The 16,552-nt window shown below is 73.0% G+C and carries 13 protein-coding genes; 6 read left to right on the top strand and 7 right to left on the bottom strand.

Going from position 1 to position 16,552, the window contains the following annotated elements; all coding sequences use genetic code 11:
- Nucleotides 1-11 precede the first annotated feature (11 nt).
- On the top strand, nucleotides 12-2,033 hold the full coding sequence (locus tag U8525_RS07030; RefSeq protein WP_374262808.1) for a hypothetical protein: 2,022 nt from the start codon (nucleotides 12-14) through the stop codon (nucleotides 2,031-2,033).
- Nucleotides 2,020-4,005, top strand: coding sequence for a hypothetical protein (locus U8525_RS07025; RefSeq protein WP_374262805.1), 1,986 nt, complete (start codon nucleotides 2,020-2,022; stop codon nucleotides 4,003-4,005). Before U8525_RS07030 ends, U8525_RS07025 begins: the two co-directional genes overlap by 14 nt.
- A 7-nt stretch (nucleotides 4,006-4,012) precedes the next feature.
- Here U8525_RS07025 and U8525_RS07020 read toward each other — a convergent pair whose 3' ends face one another.
- A complete protein-coding gene (locus tag U8525_RS07020; RefSeq protein WP_374262802.1) occupies nucleotides 4,013-4,555 on the bottom strand; it encodes a hypothetical protein in 543 nt (180 codons plus the stop codon).
- Nucleotides 4,556-4,598: 43 nt separating this feature from the next.
- Here U8525_RS07020 and U8525_RS07015 point away from each other — a divergent pair, with 43 nt between their 5' ends.
- A complete protein-coding gene (locus tag U8525_RS07015; RefSeq protein WP_374262799.1) occupies nucleotides 4,599-6,104 on the top strand; it encodes a carboxypeptidase M32 in 1,506 nt (501 codons plus the stop codon).
- Here U8525_RS07015 and U8525_RS07010 read toward each other — a convergent pair.
- Together U8525_RS07010 and U8525_RS07005 are read right to left on the bottom strand one after the other, a co-directional pair.
- A complete protein-coding gene (locus U8525_RS07010) occupies nucleotides 6,101-6,367 on the bottom strand; it encodes a hypothetical protein (RefSeq protein WP_374262796.1) in 267 nt (88 codons plus the stop codon). The genes U8525_RS07015 and U8525_RS07010 overlap by 4 nt on opposite strands.
- Before the next feature lie 281 nt (nucleotides 6,368-6,648).
- The gene (locus U8525_RS07005) at nucleotides 6,649-7,818 is read right to left on the bottom strand and encodes a ribonuclease D (RefSeq protein ID WP_374262794.1); all 1,170 of its coding nucleotides are present in this window, start codon (nucleotides 7,816-7,818) and stop codon (nucleotides 6,649-6,651) included.
- A gap of 65 nt (nucleotides 7,819-7,883) precedes the next feature.
- On the opposite strand from U8525_RS07005, the gene ttcA reads away from it, so the two are divergent.
- Genes ttcA through U8525_RS06990 form a run of 3 tightly spaced genes read left to right on the top strand, consistent with a single transcriptional unit; the run spans nucleotide 7,884 to nucleotide 10,378 of the window.
- Nucleotides 7,884-8,738 (top strand): tRNA 2-thiocytidine(32) synthetase TtcA, encoded by an 855-nt coding sequence (ttcA, locus tag U8525_RS07000; protein ID WP_374262791.1) that lies wholly within the window; start codon nucleotides 7,884-7,886, stop codon nucleotides 8,736-8,738.
- On the top strand, nucleotides 8,717-9,541 hold the full coding sequence (locus tag U8525_RS06995) for a TerB family tellurite resistance protein (protein WP_374262788.1): 825 nt from the start codon (nucleotides 8,717-8,719) through the stop codon (nucleotides 9,539-9,541). Before ttcA ends, U8525_RS06995 begins: the two co-directional genes overlap by 22 nt.
- Nucleotides 9,542-9,553: 12 nt before the next feature.
- Nucleotides 9,554-10,378 carry a phosphate/phosphite/phosphonate ABC transporter substrate-binding protein gene (locus U8525_RS06990; RefSeq protein ID WP_374262785.1) on the top strand — a complete coding sequence of 275 codons (825 nt, stop codon included), beginning with the start codon at nucleotides 9,554-9,556 and terminating at the stop codon, nucleotides 10,376-10,378.
- A 99-nt stretch (nucleotides 10,379-10,477) separates the two neighbouring features.
- On the opposite strand, the gene U8525_RS06985 is transcribed toward U8525_RS06990, so the two are convergent.
- From U8525_RS06985 to U8525_RS06970, 4 genes are all read right to left on the bottom strand, one after another.
- Entirely contained in the window at nucleotides 10,478-12,052 is a 1,575-nt protein-coding gene (locus U8525_RS06985) for a serine/threonine protein kinase (protein WP_374262783.1), read from the bottom strand.
- 123 nt (nucleotides 12,053-12,175) lie between these two features.
- Nucleotides 12,176-15,172 carry a choice-of-anchor D domain-containing protein gene (locus U8525_RS06980; RefSeq protein WP_374262780.1) on the bottom strand — a complete coding sequence of 999 codons (2,997 nt, stop codon included), beginning with the start codon at nucleotides 15,170-15,172 and terminating at the stop codon, nucleotides 12,176-12,178.
- 237 nt (nucleotides 15,173-15,409) lie between these two features.
- On the bottom strand, nucleotides 15,410-16,309 hold the full coding sequence (locus U8525_RS06975) for an alpha/beta fold hydrolase (protein WP_374262777.1): 900 nt from the start codon (nucleotides 16,307-16,309) through the stop codon (nucleotides 15,410-15,412).
- 54 nt (nucleotides 16,310-16,363) lie between these two features.
- Nucleotides 16,364-16,552, bottom strand: a complete 189-nt coding sequence (locus U8525_RS06970) for a hypothetical protein (protein WP_374262774.1) — start codon at nucleotides 16,550-16,552, stop codon at nucleotides 16,364-16,366.

Below are 16,552 nucleotides of genomic sequence, written 5' to 3'. Positions count from 1 at the left end.
GAGACCGGCACATGGCCTCCGTCAATGACCCGAGTCCCCTGGGGGGGGAGACGCAGGCCGGCCCTCCCATGCCCGTGGCGCCCCCTCCCGAGGGCACGCCGCCCGAGCCCCGCGCGCGCCGGGCTCCCAGCGCCTGGCTGAAGTGGATCGCGCTGGGCCTGACGCTCGCGCTCTGGCCCGCGTTCAAGCTCGCGCTGGGACCCCAGAGCGAGCTGCGCGTGCGCTTCGCGAAGGTGGGCTGGGGCCTCACGGGGCAGGTCACCACCTCCAGCCGGGGCGGCCCGCCCGAGTCCCGGCCCCTCACCGAGGAGGACCTGACGCAGGTGCTGGAGGACGGCATCCCGGAGGGCCTCCAGGAGGTGCGCATCCCGCTGCCGCGCGACTCGCGGCGCGCGGAGCTGACGCTGTGGAAGATGGAGGACCGCCCCATCCTCGAGGTGACGTGGGTGCCGCTGCGCGGGAGCGTGTTGAGCGGGCCTGGGGTGCGGCCGCTGCCCTTCGAGGACGCATTGAACCCGGACGGCTCGCGCACCGTGCGCGTGGACCGGCTGCGGCCGGGGCCCTGGAACGTGGACACCGCGGACCTGCTCTTCGGCGGGGTGACGTGGGCGCTGGCCTGGCTGCTCCTGGCGGCGCGCTGGGGGGAGGGGAGGGCGGCGGCCTTCGCGAGGCGCCAGGGCCGCTGGGCCCGCTACGCGGTGGCTCCGCTCGTGGCCTGGTCGCTGTGGTGGCTGGCGTTCTTCCCGGGGATCCTCTCCTACGACCCGCTGATCCAATGGCTCCAGCTGCGCACGGGGCAGTTCGAGGACTGGCATCCCGTGTTCCACACGGCCTACCTGTGGCTCATCGGCGGGCCGTTCGGCTCGCTGGCGGCGGTGGGGCTGGCGCAGGCGGCGCTGTTCGCGGCGCTGCTGGGCAAGGCGCTGGAGGAGCTGGAGCAGTGGCGGGTGCCCGCGTGGGCGCGGTGGGCCGTGGTCGCCTGGGCCTCGCTGTCCCCCGCGGTGAGCACCAACGTCATCGCGGCGTGGAAGGACGCGCCGTTCACGGCGGCGTGCCTGGGCACCGTCTGGGTGCTGCTGCGCACGGAGCGCCGGGGGCGGCTGGACCGCGCGAGCGCCGTGGCGCTGGGCGTGTTCCTGCTGTGCATCACGCTGCTGCGGCACAACGGGGTGGTGCTCAGCGTGCCCCTGCTGGCCACCTGCGCGTGGCGCTACTCGAAGGACCGCGCGCGCTGGACGGCGGCGCTGGTGGTCGTGGGCGGCGCGCTGCTGGTGCGCGGGCCGCTGTACTCCGCGGCGAACGTGGCGCCGCCGCCCCCGGAGCTCACGCAGGTGCTCCTCCTCCACCGGCTGGGCGCGGTCGCGAACGCGCCGGACCTGACGCCCGAGGAGGCCCGCGTGCTGTCCAGCCTGATGCCGCTGGAGGAGTGGCGCGCCCGCTATCACTGCGACTCCGTGGCCGGCATCGTCTTCGGCTCGCCGCTGGACCGGCCGGGGCTCAAGGGCCGGGCGCTGGAGCTGCTGGGGCTGCTCTGGGACCACGCGAAGCGCCACCCCGAGGCGATGCTGAGGCACCAGCTCTGCGTGACGCGCTACGCGTGGGACCCGGTCCTGTCGACGCTCTACATCGGGCCGTTCAACGGCAAGGGCAACACGGTGGACCCCAACGGCGTGGGCGTGAAGCCCCACTCCTGGCTGCCGGGGTTGCGGCCCCTCCTGGAGGACTTCGCCGTGGGCACCTACGCGCAGGTGGGCTGGCCCCGCGCCACCTTCTGGCAGCCGGCCCCGTCGGTGTACCTCTGCCTCGCGGCGTGGCTCGCGCTGGCCTGGCGGAGGCGCGGGCTGGCCGCGCTGATCATCTTCCAGGCCGTCGGCCTCAACCACCTGGCGTGGCTGCTCCTGTCCCCCAACCCGGACCTGCGCTTCCTCTTTCCCACGGTGCTGGCGGCCCCGCTGCTGCTGGCGTTCGCCCTGGCGCCGGGGTGTGGTGCGCCCGGGACCCATCAGGTAGACAGCTCGAATGTCGCGACATGACTCCGCGCCCGGGGGGGCGCACGGTGGTGGTTCCTGGAAGCTCGCGGCCCTGGCCCTGGTGGCGGCGCTCGCGCTCTGGCCGCTGTTCAAGTACCAGGCGGGGCCGGACACGGAGCTGCGCCTGCGCTTCCAGGCGGTCTCCGGGCCGCTGACGGGCCGCGTGTCCTTCCAGCGCGACGGCCACACCCCGCAGCAGCGCGACCTGACGCCCGCGGACCTGCTCCAGGTGCAGGGGGAGGACCTCCCGGAGGGGATGCAGGAGCTGCGCATCACGCTGCCCCGGCGCACGCGCGCCGCGGAGGTGGTGCTCCAGGGTCTGGCGGACCGGCCCGTCGCGCGGGTGACGTGGGTGTCCATGCGCTCGCCCCCGCTCTTCGGCGACGCGCGGCCGGAGCAGGCCTTCGAGCAGCGGCTGGAGGGCGACGCGCGCCACGTCGTGGTGCCCCGGCTGGCGCCCGGCCTCTGGAACCTGGAGCGCGTGGACGTCTACGCGGTGCTCCTGGCGTGGGGCTTCCTGTGGCTCGTGCTGGAGGCGCGCTGGGGGCAGGGGCGCGCCGCGGCCTTCGCGAGGCGGCAGGCGGGCTGGGCGAAGTACGCGACTCCCCCGGCGCTGACGTGGGGGCTCCTGTGGGCGCTGTTCTTCCCGGGGCTCGTGTCCTTCGACCCGCTGGCCCAGTGGGAGCAGCTGCTGGACGGCAGGTACGTGGACTGGCACCCGGCGTTCTCCACCTGGTGGATGGGCGTGATGGCGGCGCCCTCGGGGTCGCTGGGCGGCGTGGCCGGCCTCCAGCTCCTCCTGTTCGCGGTGGTGGTGGGCAAGGGGGTGGAGGAGCTGGGCCACTGGCGGGTGCCGGCCTGGGCGCGCTGGGGCGTGGTCGCGTGGGTGGCGCTGGCGCCCGCGGTGGCCATCAACGTCATCGCGGTGTGGAAGGACGCCCCCTTCACGCTGATGTGCCTGCTGTCCGTGCTGCTCCTGCTGCGCGCGGAGCGCACCGGGAGCCTGGGCCGGGGCGGCGCGGTGGCGCTGGGGCTGTGCGTGGCGGCGCTGTGCCTGCTGCGGCACAACGGCCCCGTGGTGGGCGGGCCCCTGCTGGTGGCGGCCCTGTGGCGCTACCGGGTGAAGCGCGAGCGCCTGCTGCTGGCGGTGACCGCCGTGGCCGCCGTGTTCCTCGTCCGCGTGCCGATGTACGCGGTGATGAAGGTGAAGCCCGCGGCCTCGATGCTGCACCAGGTCTTCGCCATCCACCGGCTGGGGGCCGCGGCCCGCTCCGGCGACCTGCCGCCGGAGGACGTGAAGGTGCTGGAGGAGTTCATGCCCCTGGAGGAGTGGCGCGGCCGCTACGCCTGCGAGGCCGTGGGGCCCCTCATCTTCGGCTCCCCGATTGGCGCCCACGAGGAGAAGCTGGAGGGGCGTGACGCGGACCTGGGCGGCGTGCTGTGGCGCTTCGCGAAGCGCCACCCCGGGGTGCTCGTGGAGCACCAGCTCTGCGTCAGCCGCTACGTCTGGGCGCCCGCTTCGCTGCTGTACGTAGGGCCCTTCAACTGGGGCGGCAGCACCATCGACCCCAACCGCCTGGGGCTGAAGACGCGCTCCTGGTTGCCGCGCTGGCCGGGCTACTTCGAGGACCTCGTCAGGGCCACGTACTCGGAGCCGGGCTGGCTGCGCGCCATCTTCTGGCAGCCGGCGGTGTCCCTGTACCTGCTGCTCGCGGGCGTGCTCGTGGCGACGTGGCGCCAGCGCTCCCTGACGGCGCTCGGGTGCGCGCAGACCGCGCTCATCAACGCGGCCTCCTGGGTGCTGGTGTCGCCCAACCCGGACCTGCGCTTCCTGTTCCCCACGCTGCTCTTCAGCCCGTTCTTCCTGGCGTTCGCCCTGGCGCCGCGCCGCGCCCGGGCGGGGGTCGCGGCGCAGCCGGGCGCGGACGCTCCGGCGGCGGGGGGCGTCTCCCGGGAGGGAGCGGCCGCCGCCTGAGCCAGGGCTACTTGTGCGGCACCACGGTGCCGCCGCGGAAGGCGGAGTCGCGCAGCACCAGGCCCTCCTTGAAGAGGCGCGCGGCGCGGGCGCCGACGAAGAAGTCCTTCGGGTCGCCCCGGCGGAAGGTCTTCTTCACGAACTCCTCCACCTCCAGGTAGAGGCGGCGGAACCTGTCCGGGGCCGCGTCGCGCCGGCCCGTCTGGGACGTCACCTCCAGCTCCACCCACAGCTTCCCGCTGAGCAGCTCGCCCTCCTCGTTGCGGCGCGAGCGCTCGAGGAAGATGACGGGCGAGCGCACCTCGTCGATGCGCCAGAAGCCCTTGTCCGGGCCGCGCTTCACCTTGTCCACCAGGGCGGGGCCAATCTCGCTGGCCACCAGGTAGAGGTCCTCCTCCGGCAGGCGCGGGAGGTTGTCCGCCGTGGCGCGGAAGGGCTCCCAGTCCGGCGGCACGCGCCGGGGGTAGACCTCCAGGACGTGGCGCTCCAGGAAGCGGAAGAAGGCGACCTCGTCGTCGGGCGCCATGAAGAATTGGAGGATGTTGGCCATCGCGGGCGCCCTCATATCCTGGAAGCACGCTAGAAACACAGCCATGGACACCTGGCTGCGCTCGCGGATGCACGAGCTGAACGACCTGAACGGCGCCATCAACCTGGCTTCCTGGGACCGGGAGGTGTACCTGCCCCCCAAGGCGGCGACCGCGCGCGCCCAGCAGCTGGCCACCCTCCAGGCCCTCCACCACGAGCGCCTGGTGGATCCGCGCCTGGGCGAGGCCCTGGCCCGCGCCGGGGAGGGCGGCCCGGACGCCGCCGCCCTCACCCCCGATGAGCGCGCCATGGTGCGCGTCCTCACCCGCGAACGGGAGCGCGCGGTGCGCCTGCCCGCCCGGCTGGTGACCGCGCTGGCGGAGGCGCAGGGGGCGGGCCTCCAGGCGTGGCGCGAGGCCCGCGCGGAGAAGCGCTTCGCGCGCTTCCAGCCCGCGCTGGAGGCGCTGCTCGCCCTGCGCCGCGAGCAGGCGGACGCGCAGGGCCACGACGGCGAGCGCTACGACGCGCTGCTCGAGGGCTTCGAGCCCGGCATGCGCGTGCAGCGCCTGACGCCGGTGCTCACCGCGCTGCGCGACGCGCTCATCCCCATGGTGGCCACGCTGGGCGGCCTGAAGCGGCCCTTCCCCGCGTTCCTCTCCGGCCGCGCCTATGACACGGACCGGCAGTGGCGGTTCACGCTGCGGCTGTTGAAGGCCGTGGGCTTCGACCTGGAGGCGGGCCGCCAGGACCTGAGCATCCACCCCTTCACCAACAGCCTGCACGCGCAGGACGTGCGCCTCACCACGCGCCTGGACGCGGCGTGGCCGCAGGCCGCCCTCTTCGGCACGCTCCACGAGGCGGGCCACGGCCTGTACGAGCAGGGCTTCTCCCCGGAGCACCACCGCACGCCGCTGGCGTCGGTGCCCTCCATGGGCCTGCACGAGTCCCAGTCCCGCCTCTGGGAGAACCTGGTGGGCCGCGGCCGCCCCTTCTGGGCGCACCACCTCCCCGCGCTGAAGGAGTCCTTCCCGGAGGCGCTGGCGGACGTGGACCTGGACGGCTTCCACGCGGGCATCAACCACGTGGTGCCGTCGCTCATCCGCGTGGAGGCGGACGAGGTGACGTACAACCTGCACATCGCCCTGCGCTACGAGCTGGAGCTGGCGCTGCTGCGCGACGAGCTGCCCGTGTCGGAGCTGCCGTCCGCGTGGAACGAGCGCATGCGGCGCTACCTGGGCATCACGCCCCCGGACGACACGCAGGGCGTGCTCCAGGACATCCACTGGGCCTGGGGCGAGCTGGGCTACTTCCCCACGTACTCCCTGGGCAACCTCTACGCGGCCTCGCTGTACGCGGCCGCGCGCCGCGCGCTGCCGTCGCTGGAGGCGGACCTCGCGCGGGGCGACACGTCGTCCCTGCTGGGGTGGCTGCGCACGAACCTGCACGCGCACGGCTTCCGGCTGCCCGCGGAGGAGCGCGTGCGCGCCATCACCGGCGAGGGCCTCACGGACAAGGACTTCCTGGCGTACCTGCGCGGCAAGTACGGCGCGCTGTACGGCGTGAGCCTCTAGCCCGCGAACACCAGCGGGCGGCACGCGCGCGCCAGGTGCAGCGCGTCCCTCGCGAGCGCGTGCGAGTCCGGGTCCTGCGCCTCCAGCCACGCGGCGCGGGCCACCTGGCTGCCCAGCTCGAAGCACAGGCTGGCGGTGCGGCGCGACAGCCGGCTCTCCTTCTGGAGCGCGCGCACGTTGAGCTCGCACAGCTCCGCGCACTGGCGCAGCAGGCGCACCGCGTCGTCATCCGCCGGGAACCCCTGGGCCGTCAGGCGCGCCATGCCCGCCTCACACGAGGACTGGCACTTCAGGCTCGCGGCGATGCACCGGGAGACCTCTGTCCGCGCCCCGCCTGTCCTGGCTCCCAACATGACCGGCCCTCCCTTCGTGCGGCGTCAAAGGTACGCACGCGCGCGGTTCTCGCAACCGGCACCCAGGGCGCAGATGGGCCTTCAACATCTGCATTCCAGGGCCATGGACAGCGAGCCGACAACGGATGCACGAGCGCCGCGCGCGATTCAGCCGAAGCGTACCCCGGCTGCCTCGCCGTCGGGGGCGAGCGTCAGCTTCCCAGCACCGGAAAGGGCTTGAGCAACGCCACCAGCTTGTCACCGTACAGCTTGATCCGTTTTTCCCCGAGATAGGGCAGCTGGGCCAGCTCCTCCACGCTCGCGGGCGGCTTCGACGCCAGCGCTTCCATGAGGGGGTTGGTGAGGACCACGCTGGGCGTCACCTTGCGCAGCGTGGCCTGCTCGACGCGGAACGCCTTGAGCGCTTCCTCGCGCTTGCGCCGGTGGGGGTCGCGCGGACCCTTGGGCTCGCGGTCCAGGTCCAGCTCGCCCCGGGTGGACTTCTGCTGGAGGTCGCGGATGAGCGCGAGGATGGTGTCGCCGTGCGCGCGCACCACCGCGCCCCGCACGCCGGCCGCGCGCGCCAGGTCCTTGTGTGTGTCCGGCTGCTTCAGGGCCAGGTCGGTGATGGCCATGTTGGACAGCATGCGGCCCATGGGCACGTTGTCCTTCTCCGCCCACTCCAGCCGCAGCCTGTGCAGCCCCTGCGCGATGGCGTGCGCGAGCGCGTACTGCGCCGTGGAGAGGCCGTTCTTCGACAGCTTGGGCTTGTACTCGGCGCCCACCTGGGGGCGGGCCTCCGCCTCCGCGCACATGCGCTCGCAGTCCAGGAGCACCTCCTCCAGGATGTCCGCCTCGCGGCACGCGTCGCGCACCTGGCGGCCCAGCTCGCAGAGGTAGCGCACGTCGTTGGCGATGTAGTCCCGCATGCCCGGGGGCAGGGGGCGCAGGGAGAAGTCGGACTGCTGGTGCTCCTTCGGCAGCTCGACCCCCAGCCGCTCGCGCGCCAGGTCCGCCAGGCCCACCTTGGGCCAGCCCAGGAGCGTCACCGCCCGGTGCGTGTCGAAGAGGCCGCGCACGCGCACGCCCGCCTCCGCGAGGAACTGGAGGTCGCCCTGGGCGGCGTGGAAGTACTTCGTGCGCCCGGGGTCCTCCATCAGCGGGGAGAGCAGGCGCGGATCCACGCCCGGCTGGAGCGTGTCGAAGAGGAAGATGTCCGTGTCGGTGCCCAGCTGGAGGAAGCACAGGCGGGCCCGGAAGGCGTGCAGGGCGTCCGCCTCCAGGTCCACCGCCACCTCGGGCGCCCTCTCCAGCACGCGCGTGGCGGCGTCCTCGCCCGCGCGGTCCACCACGTCCACGGCACCCTGAGGGAAGGTCGGCATCGCGGGGAGCAGGCTAGCGGACCGGCCCGCCCCTTTGACGTGTTTTTTCCCGGACCGCCGCTAGGATGGCGCCGCCGATGAACGACGCCCAACGTCTGGAAAAGAGCCTGCTTGGCCACATGGGCCGGGCCATCGCGGACTTCCGCCTCATCGAGGCCGGGGACCGCATCATGGTGGGCGTGTCGGGAGGCAAGGACTCCTACACGATGCTCCACCTGCTGCGCGAGCTGCAGCGGCGGGCCCCCGTGAAGTTCGACCTCCTGGCCGTGAACCTGGACCAGGGCCACCCCGGCTTCCCCGGCCACATCCTGGAGGGCTACTTCCAGCGCGAGGGCTACGCCTACAAGATGCTGAAGGAGGACACCTACAGCATCGTCCTGGAGAAGACCCCGCCCGGGAAGACGCAGTGCTCGGTCTGCTCGCGGCTGCGCCGGGGCATCCTCTACAACGCCGCCGTGCACCTGGGCTGCAACAAGATCGCCCTGGGCCACCACCGCGACGACCTCATCCACACGATGCTCCTGAACATGTTCTTCGCCGGGAGCCTCAAGGCCATGCCGCCGCTCCTCAAGAGCGACGACGGCCGCAACGTGGTCATCCGGCCGCTGTGCTACGCGCCGGAGAAGGAGATCCTCCAGTTCGCGCAGGAGAAGCAGTTCCCCATCATCCCCTGCGACCTGTGCGGGTCCCAGGAGAACCTGCAGCGAAAGCGGATGCAGAAGCTGGTGGAGGACCTGGGCAGGGAGATCCCCAACGTCCGCCAGAGCCTGCTCAACGCGATGTCGAACGTGCGGCCCACGCACCTCTTGGACAAGACGCTGAACCCGGACCCGCTGAACGCGACGGAAGACGGGCCCGTGGCCACCCCCACCCACGACACGCAAGGGAGCGCCAGTCCATGGCTCGAGAGCAGGCAGTGAAGGCGCGCAAGGAGCGCAACGCGGCGCTGGTGGAGGCCATGCTGCTGGCCGCCATGGCGGACGGCAACGTGTCCCAGCGCGAGCTGCAGACGCTCCTGACGCGCGTGCTGGAGCGCCCGGAGTTCGAGGGCACGCAGGCCGGGGAGCTGAACCTGCTGGTGGAGTCCAGCGCGGCGCGGCTGTCGGAGGCGCGCAACCTGGAGGAGGTGCTGGCCTCGCTGCGCCGCCGGCTGCCGGACCACAAGAACCGGATGCTGGCCTTCGGCCTGGCGGCGGCGGTGGCGCTGGCGGATCAGCGGGCCACCCGGTCGGAGCTGGGGCTGCTGAAGACGTTCCAGGCGGCGCTGGGCATCTCCGAGGACGAGGTCGCGCAGATCATCGACGTCATCGAGCAGGGGGGCAGCCTGTCGGAGGCCCTGGGCGAGCCCCTGGAGCGGCTGTTCGCGGAGGTGATGGTGCTGGTGCTGGCGGCGGACGGCCAGCTGAAGGAGGCGGAGGCCCGCGCGATGGTGGAGAGCTTCGCGGCGGATCCGCTCTTCCAGAACGTGAGCCCGGAGCGGGCGCAGGGCTTCGTGAGCGAGTCCGTGGCGGCGCTCGCGTCGGACGGGCTGCCGCAGCGACTTCAGGTCCTGGCGCACGGCCTCTCCACGCACTCCCAGCGGGTGAAGGCCTACCAGCTGGCGACGAAGATCGCCCACGCGTCCGGCCGGACGAGCACCGCGGAGCAGCGCATCCTGGACCTGCTCCAGGCGACGTTCGGTCTGGCGGACGATGAAGTGGCGCGGCTGGACCAGCAGGGGTAAGCAGGGAGGCGTATGACCCTGCAAGTCCCCTCAGGTCCGCGGCACTCCTTCCGTTTCGGCCTGCCGCCGTCCCTGGGCAGCGAGACGGCGCGCGAGCGCGCGGAGCGGCTCGCGTCGTTCCTGCAGCGCGCGCTGGGCAAGCTGGTGGAGGTGAGCGTCGCCACCAGCTACGAGACCCTGGCCAAGGACCTGCTGTCAGGGCGCGCGGACGCGGCCTGGGCGCCGCCCTTCGTCTGCGCGCGCATGGAGGCCATGGGCGTGCGGGTGCTGGCGCGCGGGGTGCGCCGGGGCATGTCCAGCTACCGCTCCGCGCTGGTGGGGCGGGCGGGCTCCGGGCTGACGCTGGAGAGGCTGAAGGGCGCGAAGGCGGCGTGGGTGGACCGTGACTCGGTGGCGGGCTACCTGTTGCCCAGCGCGTTCCTGAAGACGCAGGGGCTGGAGCCGTCGCGCGCGTTCGTGTCGCAGCAGTTCACGGGCTCGTACCAGGGCGCGCTGGAGGCGGTGCTGGAGGGCCGGGCGGAGGTGACGAGCGTGTTCTGTCCGCCGGCCTCCACGGGGCTCACCTTCACCACGGGCGTGGAGGACGTGCTGGGGCCCGGGATGGGCGCGAAGTTCGAGCTGCTGGCGTACACGGACGAGGCGCCCAACGACGGCGTGCCGGTGGCCATGGGGCTGCCCGCGCCGCTGGTGTCCGCGCTGGAGGCGGCGCTGTTGGGGCTGCCGTCCACGCCGGATGGGCAGGCGCTGATGCGCGACATCTTCAACGCGGACCGGTTCGAGGTCGCCCCGCGCATGGGCTACCGCGCGCTGTACCGCGTGGCCCTCGCGAGCCTGTAGGCGCGCGGGCCCTCCGGGCGCTGTGGGGCCCGTGCGCGGCAGGGGCGGGGGACGGGCGCCCGCGCTCCCGGGGCGACCTGTCACGGCGGAGGCTGGCGCCTACTTGTCGGAGTCGGGCCCGCTTCCGCGCGGGCGCCGGGCGGAGGACACGGAGCCCTCGGTGCGGCCCGTCTTCGAGGGCGCCCGGGCGCTGACGGAGTCTTCCGTCGCGCGCACGGCCTTCGCGGCGGAGCGGCTGCCGGTCGCGTCCCCGGGGGCCTTCACGGCCTTCGCGGCGGAGCGGCTCCCCGGGGTGCCCTCGGGCGCGCGGGAGGGCTTCGAGGCCTCCGCGCGCACGGCGCCGAACTGCGCGGTGGAGGACCGGGCGGCCTCGTGCTTCGCGGTGGGGGGGCCCGGGTCCTCGTCGTGCAGGGGGCGCGTGTCCGCGAGGCTCACGCCCGTGTCCTCCCGCCTCCTCACGGGGCGGGCCTCCGGGCGGCTGAGGCCCGAGGTCTCCTTCGAGCGCGAGGTCCGCTCCGGCGCGTGCCCCACGCCGGAGCCGTCCGGCGACGCGGCGGCCTTCGTGGACGACTGGCTCACCGACGGCTCCTGCGCGCGCGGCGGCGGCCTCGTTGGCGCCTGCGGAGCCTGCGCCTTGCCCGACGACGCCGTCGCCCCGGGGGCCGGGGGCTTCGCGGAGGCGCTCCCACCCGGCCGGGCCATCAGGCGCGGGTCGAAGTAGATCATCGTCGGCTCGGCCGCGAAGCGCTCCTCCTCCAGCTCGTCCGCGTACACGTCCCGCATGAACGCGGCCAGGTGCGCGCTGGTGCCGTGCAGCTTCTCCTGCTGGAGGAACTCCTCCAGCGCCAGCTGCAGCTCGCCCGCGGTGGAGAAGCGGTCGTCGCGCTTGCGCGCCAGCGCCTTGAAGACGATGGGGTCCAGCGACTTGGGGATGCCGGGCACGGCCTCCGATGGCGGGACGATCTTGTGCCCCACGACGGCCTTCAGCGTGGCCATCTCCGTCTCGCGCTTGAACAGGCGCCCGCTCGTCAGCAGCTCGTAGAACACCGTCCCCAGCCCGAACACGTCCGAGCGCGCATCCAGCGGCTCGCCCCGCGCCTGCTCCGGGGACATGTACGCGTGCTTGCCCTTGATGGTGCCCACCACCGTCTGGGACAGCTTCCCCTGCGCCTTCGCCACGCCGAAGTCGATGAGCTTCACGCCGCCGTTGAAGCCCACCAGCACGTTCTGCGGCGACACGTCCCGGTGGATGAGCGACAGCTTCCGGCCGGACGGGCTGCGCGCGTTGTGCGCCGCGTCCAGCCCCGCCGCCGCCTCCGCGATGATCCGGCAGCGCAGGCCCAGCGGGAAGCCGCCCGGGTGCGCCGAGGCGCGCGGCACCAGCGAGCCCAGCGGCTCGCCGTGCACGTACTCCATCGCGATGTAGTACTGCCCGTCCACGTCCCCCATCTCGTAGATCTGCGCGATGTTGGGGTGGTTGAGCAGCGCCGCGATGCGCGCCTCGTCCAGGAACATCTGGAGGAACTCGTCGTCCTCGGACAGGTGGGGCAGCAGCCGCTTCACCACCAGCAGCTTCTGGAACCCCACCGGCCCCTTCTGCCGCGCCAGATAGACGGCCCCCATGCCACCGGTGGCCAGTTTGCGCAGCAATTCATAGCGGCCGAACGTTTCCACTCCGGCCGTGACGATAGCCGCCTCGGCGCGGATCTCAAAAGCCCGAGCACCCCCAAAAACGCGAACCGGGCCGGCCCCCTCCCAGGGACCGGCCCGGCCGCGCTGCGTCACGAGCCCGTCACCCTAGGGCGTGGCGGCGCAGACGCTGCGGTAGCGGATCTCCACGGCCTGGCCCGGGGTGGGCACGGAGCCCGCCGCGAAGATGACCGCGTTGCGGCCGGCGTCGTAGGTCCACTGGTCCGCCTCCAGCGTGCGGCCGTTCACCCGGACGCTCATCTCCGCGGTGCCGTCCGGCGTCGCGGTGAGGGGGAAGTCCGCCTGTGCCCCCCCGGCCTGCTGGATGATGGGGTCCAGGAACCCGCGGTAGTCCCCCTCGCAGATGGAGCCCACGGAGCCGCCGGTCCCCCGGGCCACCGCGGCGAAGCGGTCCGCGCTGCTGCTCGCGGTGGTGCAGGTGCCGTTGGGGATGAGCGCGTGCAGGCTGCTGCGCTGGGACATGCCCGTGCCCTTCAGCGTCTGGAGGAACTGGATGTAGCTGTCCGGCTCGAAGCCGGAGTGGTCGTCCTCGTCCGACAGCACCACCACCGCCATGCGGGCCGCGGCGCGGGTGAAGCCCAGGTTGCCGTCGTTGGGCTGCGGGGTGCGGACGTCGTCGGCCTGCTCGGACAGCGGGGCGGACAGGCCCTGGCGCATCGTCTCCAGGCCCTGCACCAGGTTGTGGCACAGGCCCACGTCGAGGTTGGCCTGGATGGTGGCCGCCGCGTTGGCGCTGTTGCCGGACACCACGCGGGCGCGGCTGCCGTCCACCGGGAAGAGGCGGCCGGCCTCACCGCCGTTGGCGCCGCCGCCGCACAGCCCCTCGCGCTGCACCAGGCCCGTGCTGGTGACGCCCACGCGCACGTCCACGTTCAGCTCCCTGGCGCGCGCCAGCCACCCGGGGATCGCGTTGCGCAGGCGCTGCTGGTACGGCTCCATGGTGGTGGTGTTGGAGACGACGAAGAGCACGTCCAGCTGGCTGTCGGTGCCCTGCGTGAAGCGGTCCACCTGGATGCCCTCGTGGTTGGTCTCCGCCAGCAGCGGGACGAGGAAGGGGTGGGGCTCCGTGTCCGCCTGGAAGTACAGCGGGCTGTAGTGCTGGCCCAGCACCTCGCGGGAGTAGTCCACCTCCATCTCGAAGCCCTCGCCGGGCTGGAGCGTGATGGGCGCCGTCACCGGCGTGCGCAGCGAGAACTGCTGGGACGTGCCGTTGCCGATGACGGCGTCCGCCACGGTGAGCGGCTCGCTGCAGCGGTTGGACAGGAACGTCTTGCGGGGCTTGGCCGGGCAGTCGTAGCGGATGGGCCCGAAGTCCACGAAGGACGGCGTGGCGACGAGGCACGACGCGTTGGACACCGCGTGGATGGGCAGCGTCACCGTGGGGTGGGCCGGGTTGTTGACGGTGAGCATCAGCTCGCCGTTGAACTCGCCGCCGGTGAGGGGCGCGCGGAAGGCGATCATCGCGCTGAAGGCCGTGTCGTAGAGCACCACGCCGCCCGTGATGGGGCCGCCAGGCATGGTGAACACGCCGCCGCCGTCATCGGACAGGTGCACGTTCTTGATGGCGCACTCGGCCCGGCCCGGGTTGCGGAAGTAGAAGCCCAGCACCGCGCCGCGGCCCGGCACCACGTTGGCGAACTCCAGCTTGGGCTGCGGCAAGAGCTCGTACTCGCAGGGGCCGGACGCGCGGGCGCGGCCCGTCAGGGTGATGGCGCGCTCGGGCGTGAAGAGGTCGTTGGACTGCACGTAGAGCGTCGCGGTGAAGGTGCCCTCGTTCTTGGGCTCGAAGTAGACCTTCAGCTCCAGCGCGTCGTCGCCCGGGTCGATTTGCAGGCCGTTGGCCTCCAGCGTGGGCCAGGCGCCGCCCTTCCAGGCGTAGTCCTGCGCGCCGCGCGTGGGGGTGCCCACGTCGAACTGGGGGGCGTCGCCGTCCGCGCGCACGCCGGTGAAGGTGAGCGGGCCGTTGCTGCCCGCGTTGGTGATGCGGATGACCTGCTCCACCTTGCCGCCCACCGGCAGCTCGCCGAAGTCCAGCGCCACCGGGGCCACGGCCAGCGTGGGCCGGCCGCCGCGCGCGTCCAGCATCACGCGCGACTCCCGCGCCTTGTCGGACGCGTACGCCACGGTGAGGTTGCCCACGTTGGGGCCGGAGTAACGCGCGGCGAACTCCATGCGCATCTCCACCACCTCGTTGGGCCGCACCGTGGTGCCCTCCGGCTTGGACAGCGCGGAGAAGGCCCGGTCGCTGGTGGCCAGCGCGGAGATGGTCACCGGGCGCCAGGTGATGTTGCGGGCGCGGGTGAAGGACTCGGTGCGCTCGTGCACCGGGATCTCGTCGAAGGGCACGGGCGCCGGGTCGAACACGAAGGCGCTCGCCACGGAGTTGCCCTTCAGGTCCACCACGGACGGGGTGCACGTCTCGCAGGACACCACCTCCAGCCGCGCGCCCATCTGCCCCAGCGCGCGGGGCAGGTACTTCGTCCTCACCACCTGCGTGCTGTTGGGCGGCACGGTGATGGTGTCCGCGGTGAACGGCTCCGCCTGCTCGCCCGCGACCTTCAGCGTCAGCGGCAGGTCCACCGGGTTGGTGACGGTGACCTCCAGCGTGCGGTCGCTGTCCACCTCCAGCGTCTCGTAGTCCAGCACCGGCGGGTCCACGCCAATGCGCGTGGGCGTGCCCAGGCCGTGCACGGGCAGCTGCTGCAGGGCGCCCACGTTGGCGTCCGTCGTCACCCGCAGCGTCTCCTCCACCGGCCCCTCGGCCAGCGGGTGGAAGCGCACCTTGACGACGTGCGACTCGCCCGGCGGCACGCGGCCGCCGCCGTCCTTCAGCTCCACCTGGTAGGCCGGGTTGTTGCCCAGCCCCAGGGCCTCCAGCGCGGAGAAGGGCACGTAGCCGATGTTGCGGATCCGGACCTCCTTCTCACGCCACTCGCCCACCGGCACCTCGCCGAAGTCGAGCGCGTCCTGGTCCAGCACCGCCGTGGCCTGCACCCCGCGCGTCTGGTCCTCCTCGTGACACGCCATCGTCCCTGCCACCAATGACGCCAGCAGGACGAACCGACCCCTCCACCCCATCACCATTGTCCGCTCCCCACCCTTCCCCACCACACGCACACGGATGCCCGGGACACGTGATCCACCTCGGGCTCCCCCTAATCAAGACCCGTGCCGCGCTGAAAAGTGACGCGGCGGGCCCCTGAAAACAGGGACTTGGCCAACACTCCAGCGGCCAAGTGAGCGCTGGAGGGAACCGGGGTGCCCTGGAGGGTGAAAGGTTTTTCCCGACCTTTTGCCAAGGTGGGTCCCCAACTTTTCAGGTCATGAACCGGACGCTTCGGGCCCCAGGTCGCCGGTCGCTCCGGCGACGAACGCGGCGATGGCGGCGGCGATGGCGGCGGGCTGCTCCAGGTGCACGTGGTGGCCGCCCTCGAAGGCGCGGGGCGGGGACACCTGGGTGCGCAGGGCGGCCAGCCGCGCCTCCAGCAGCTCCGGGGCGGGGGACAGCCCTTCGGTGCCGCGCAAGAGCTGCACGGGGCAGGTGACGGCGGCCTCCAGCGCCAGCCACTGGGCCTCGTCGTAGCCCTGGCCGAAGCGGCGGCGGTGGCGCGGATCGAAGGTGAAGGTGAAGTCGCCCTCGGGCGTGCGCCGGGTGCCGTGGCGCGCGAAGAGGAGCGCCGCGTCCGGGGAGAGGGTGGGGTTTGCCTGACGCAGGCGCTCCGCGGCGGCCTCCACGGTGGGGTAGCGCTTGCGGTGGGGCGGGCGGCGCGCGTCGTCCAGGAAGCCGCGCAGCCGCTGCACTGCGCCCGCGGAGGGACCGCCGGAGGGGCCCAGGCTCTCGATGAGGGTCAGGCTCCTGACGCGCTCCGGGCGCGCGGCGGCGTACGCGAGCGCGACGATGCCGCCCAGCGAGTGCCCCACCAGGTGCACTGGCGGCAGGGCCAGCCCGTCCAGGGCGGCCTCCACGTCCAGCAGGTGGTCGCTGAAGTGGTATGCGGCGCCGGGGCCCGCGTGGCCGCTCTGGCCCATGCCTCGGAAGTCGAGCAGCACGGTGCGCCAGGCTTCGGGCAGGTGCTCGCAGAGCGGATCAAAGCTGTGGGAGTGGTCGAGCCACCCGTGGAGCATCAGCACGGCGGGCGCGCCCTGGGGGCTGCGCTGCCGCACGCGCAGCGGCAGCCCTTCTGCGTCGACGGTGAGGGATTCGAATGCGGCGGCGGGCACGGGGGCCTCCTCGTGCCTGCACGCCTTACCCCGTCCCCCCGGGTGCTGGCGACCCTACGCGACCGTGCTGGACGACGCAGCCGGGCGCGGCGGGCCGCCCGTGTCGGGGCGGCCGAGCACCAGGGCCAGCTGCCGGGCCTGGCTCTCCGTGGCGCAGCGGTACTCCTGGGTCTTGCCGTTGGGCCGGTTGATCCGAATCACCCAGACGTCATTCTCCTTGGTCACCACAGGCGCTTGAGACAT

Source organism: Corallococcus sp. RDP092CA (assembly GCF_041903675.1).
GTDB lineage: Bacteria > Myxococcota > Myxococcia > Myxococcales > Myxococcaceae > Corallococcus.
Note: the sequence above shows the minus strand (reverse complement) of the source record. Positions and strands in the feature narration are given on the sequence as shown.

What these genes read in the sequence shown, in the direction of transcription:
- U8525_RS07005 (WP_374262794.1), bottom strand. Translation starts at nt 7,818, where the DNA reads ATGCCGACCTTCCCTCAGGGTGCCGTGGACGTGGTGGACCGCGCGGGC.
- ttcA (WP_374262791.1), top strand. Translation starts at nt 7,884, where the DNA reads ATGGCGCCGCCGATGAACGACGCCCAACGTCTGGAAAAGAGCCTGCTT.
- U8525_RS07030 (WP_374262808.1), top strand. Translation starts at nt 12, where the DNA reads ATGGCCTCCGTCAATGACCCGAGTCCCCTGGGGGGGGAGACGCAGGCC.
- U8525_RS06970 (WP_374262774.1), bottom strand. Translation starts at nt 16,552, where the DNA reads ATGTCTCAAGCGCCTGTGGTGACCAAGGAGAATGACGTCTGGGTGATT.
- U8525_RS06990 (WP_374262785.1), top strand. Translation starts at nt 9,554, where the DNA reads ATGACCCTGCAAGTCCCCTCAGGTCCGCGGCACTCCTTCCGTTTCGGC.
- U8525_RS07015 (WP_374262799.1), top strand. Translation starts at nt 4,599, where the DNA reads ATGGACACCTGGCTGCGCTCGCGGATGCACGAGCTGAACGACCTGAAC.
- U8525_RS06980 (WP_374262780.1), bottom strand. Translation starts at nt 15,172, where the DNA reads ATGGTGATGGGGTGGAGGGGTCGGTTCGTCCTGCTGGCGTCATTGGTG.
- U8525_RS07020 (WP_374262802.1), bottom strand. Translation starts at nt 4,555, where the DNA reads ATGGCCAACATCCTCCAATTCTTCATGGCGCCCGACGACGAGGTCGCC.
- U8525_RS07025 (WP_374262805.1), top strand. Translation starts at nt 2,020, where the DNA reads ATGTCGCGACATGACTCCGCGCCCGGGGGGGCGCACGGTGGTGGTTCC.
- U8525_RS06995 (WP_374262788.1), top strand. Translation starts at nt 8,717, where the DNA reads ATGGCTCGAGAGCAGGCAGTGAAGGCGCGCAAGGAGCGCAACGCGGCG.
- U8525_RS07010 (WP_374262796.1), bottom strand. Translation starts at nt 6,367, where the DNA reads ATGGCGCGCCTGACGGCCCAGGGGTTCCCGGCGGATGACGACGCGGTG.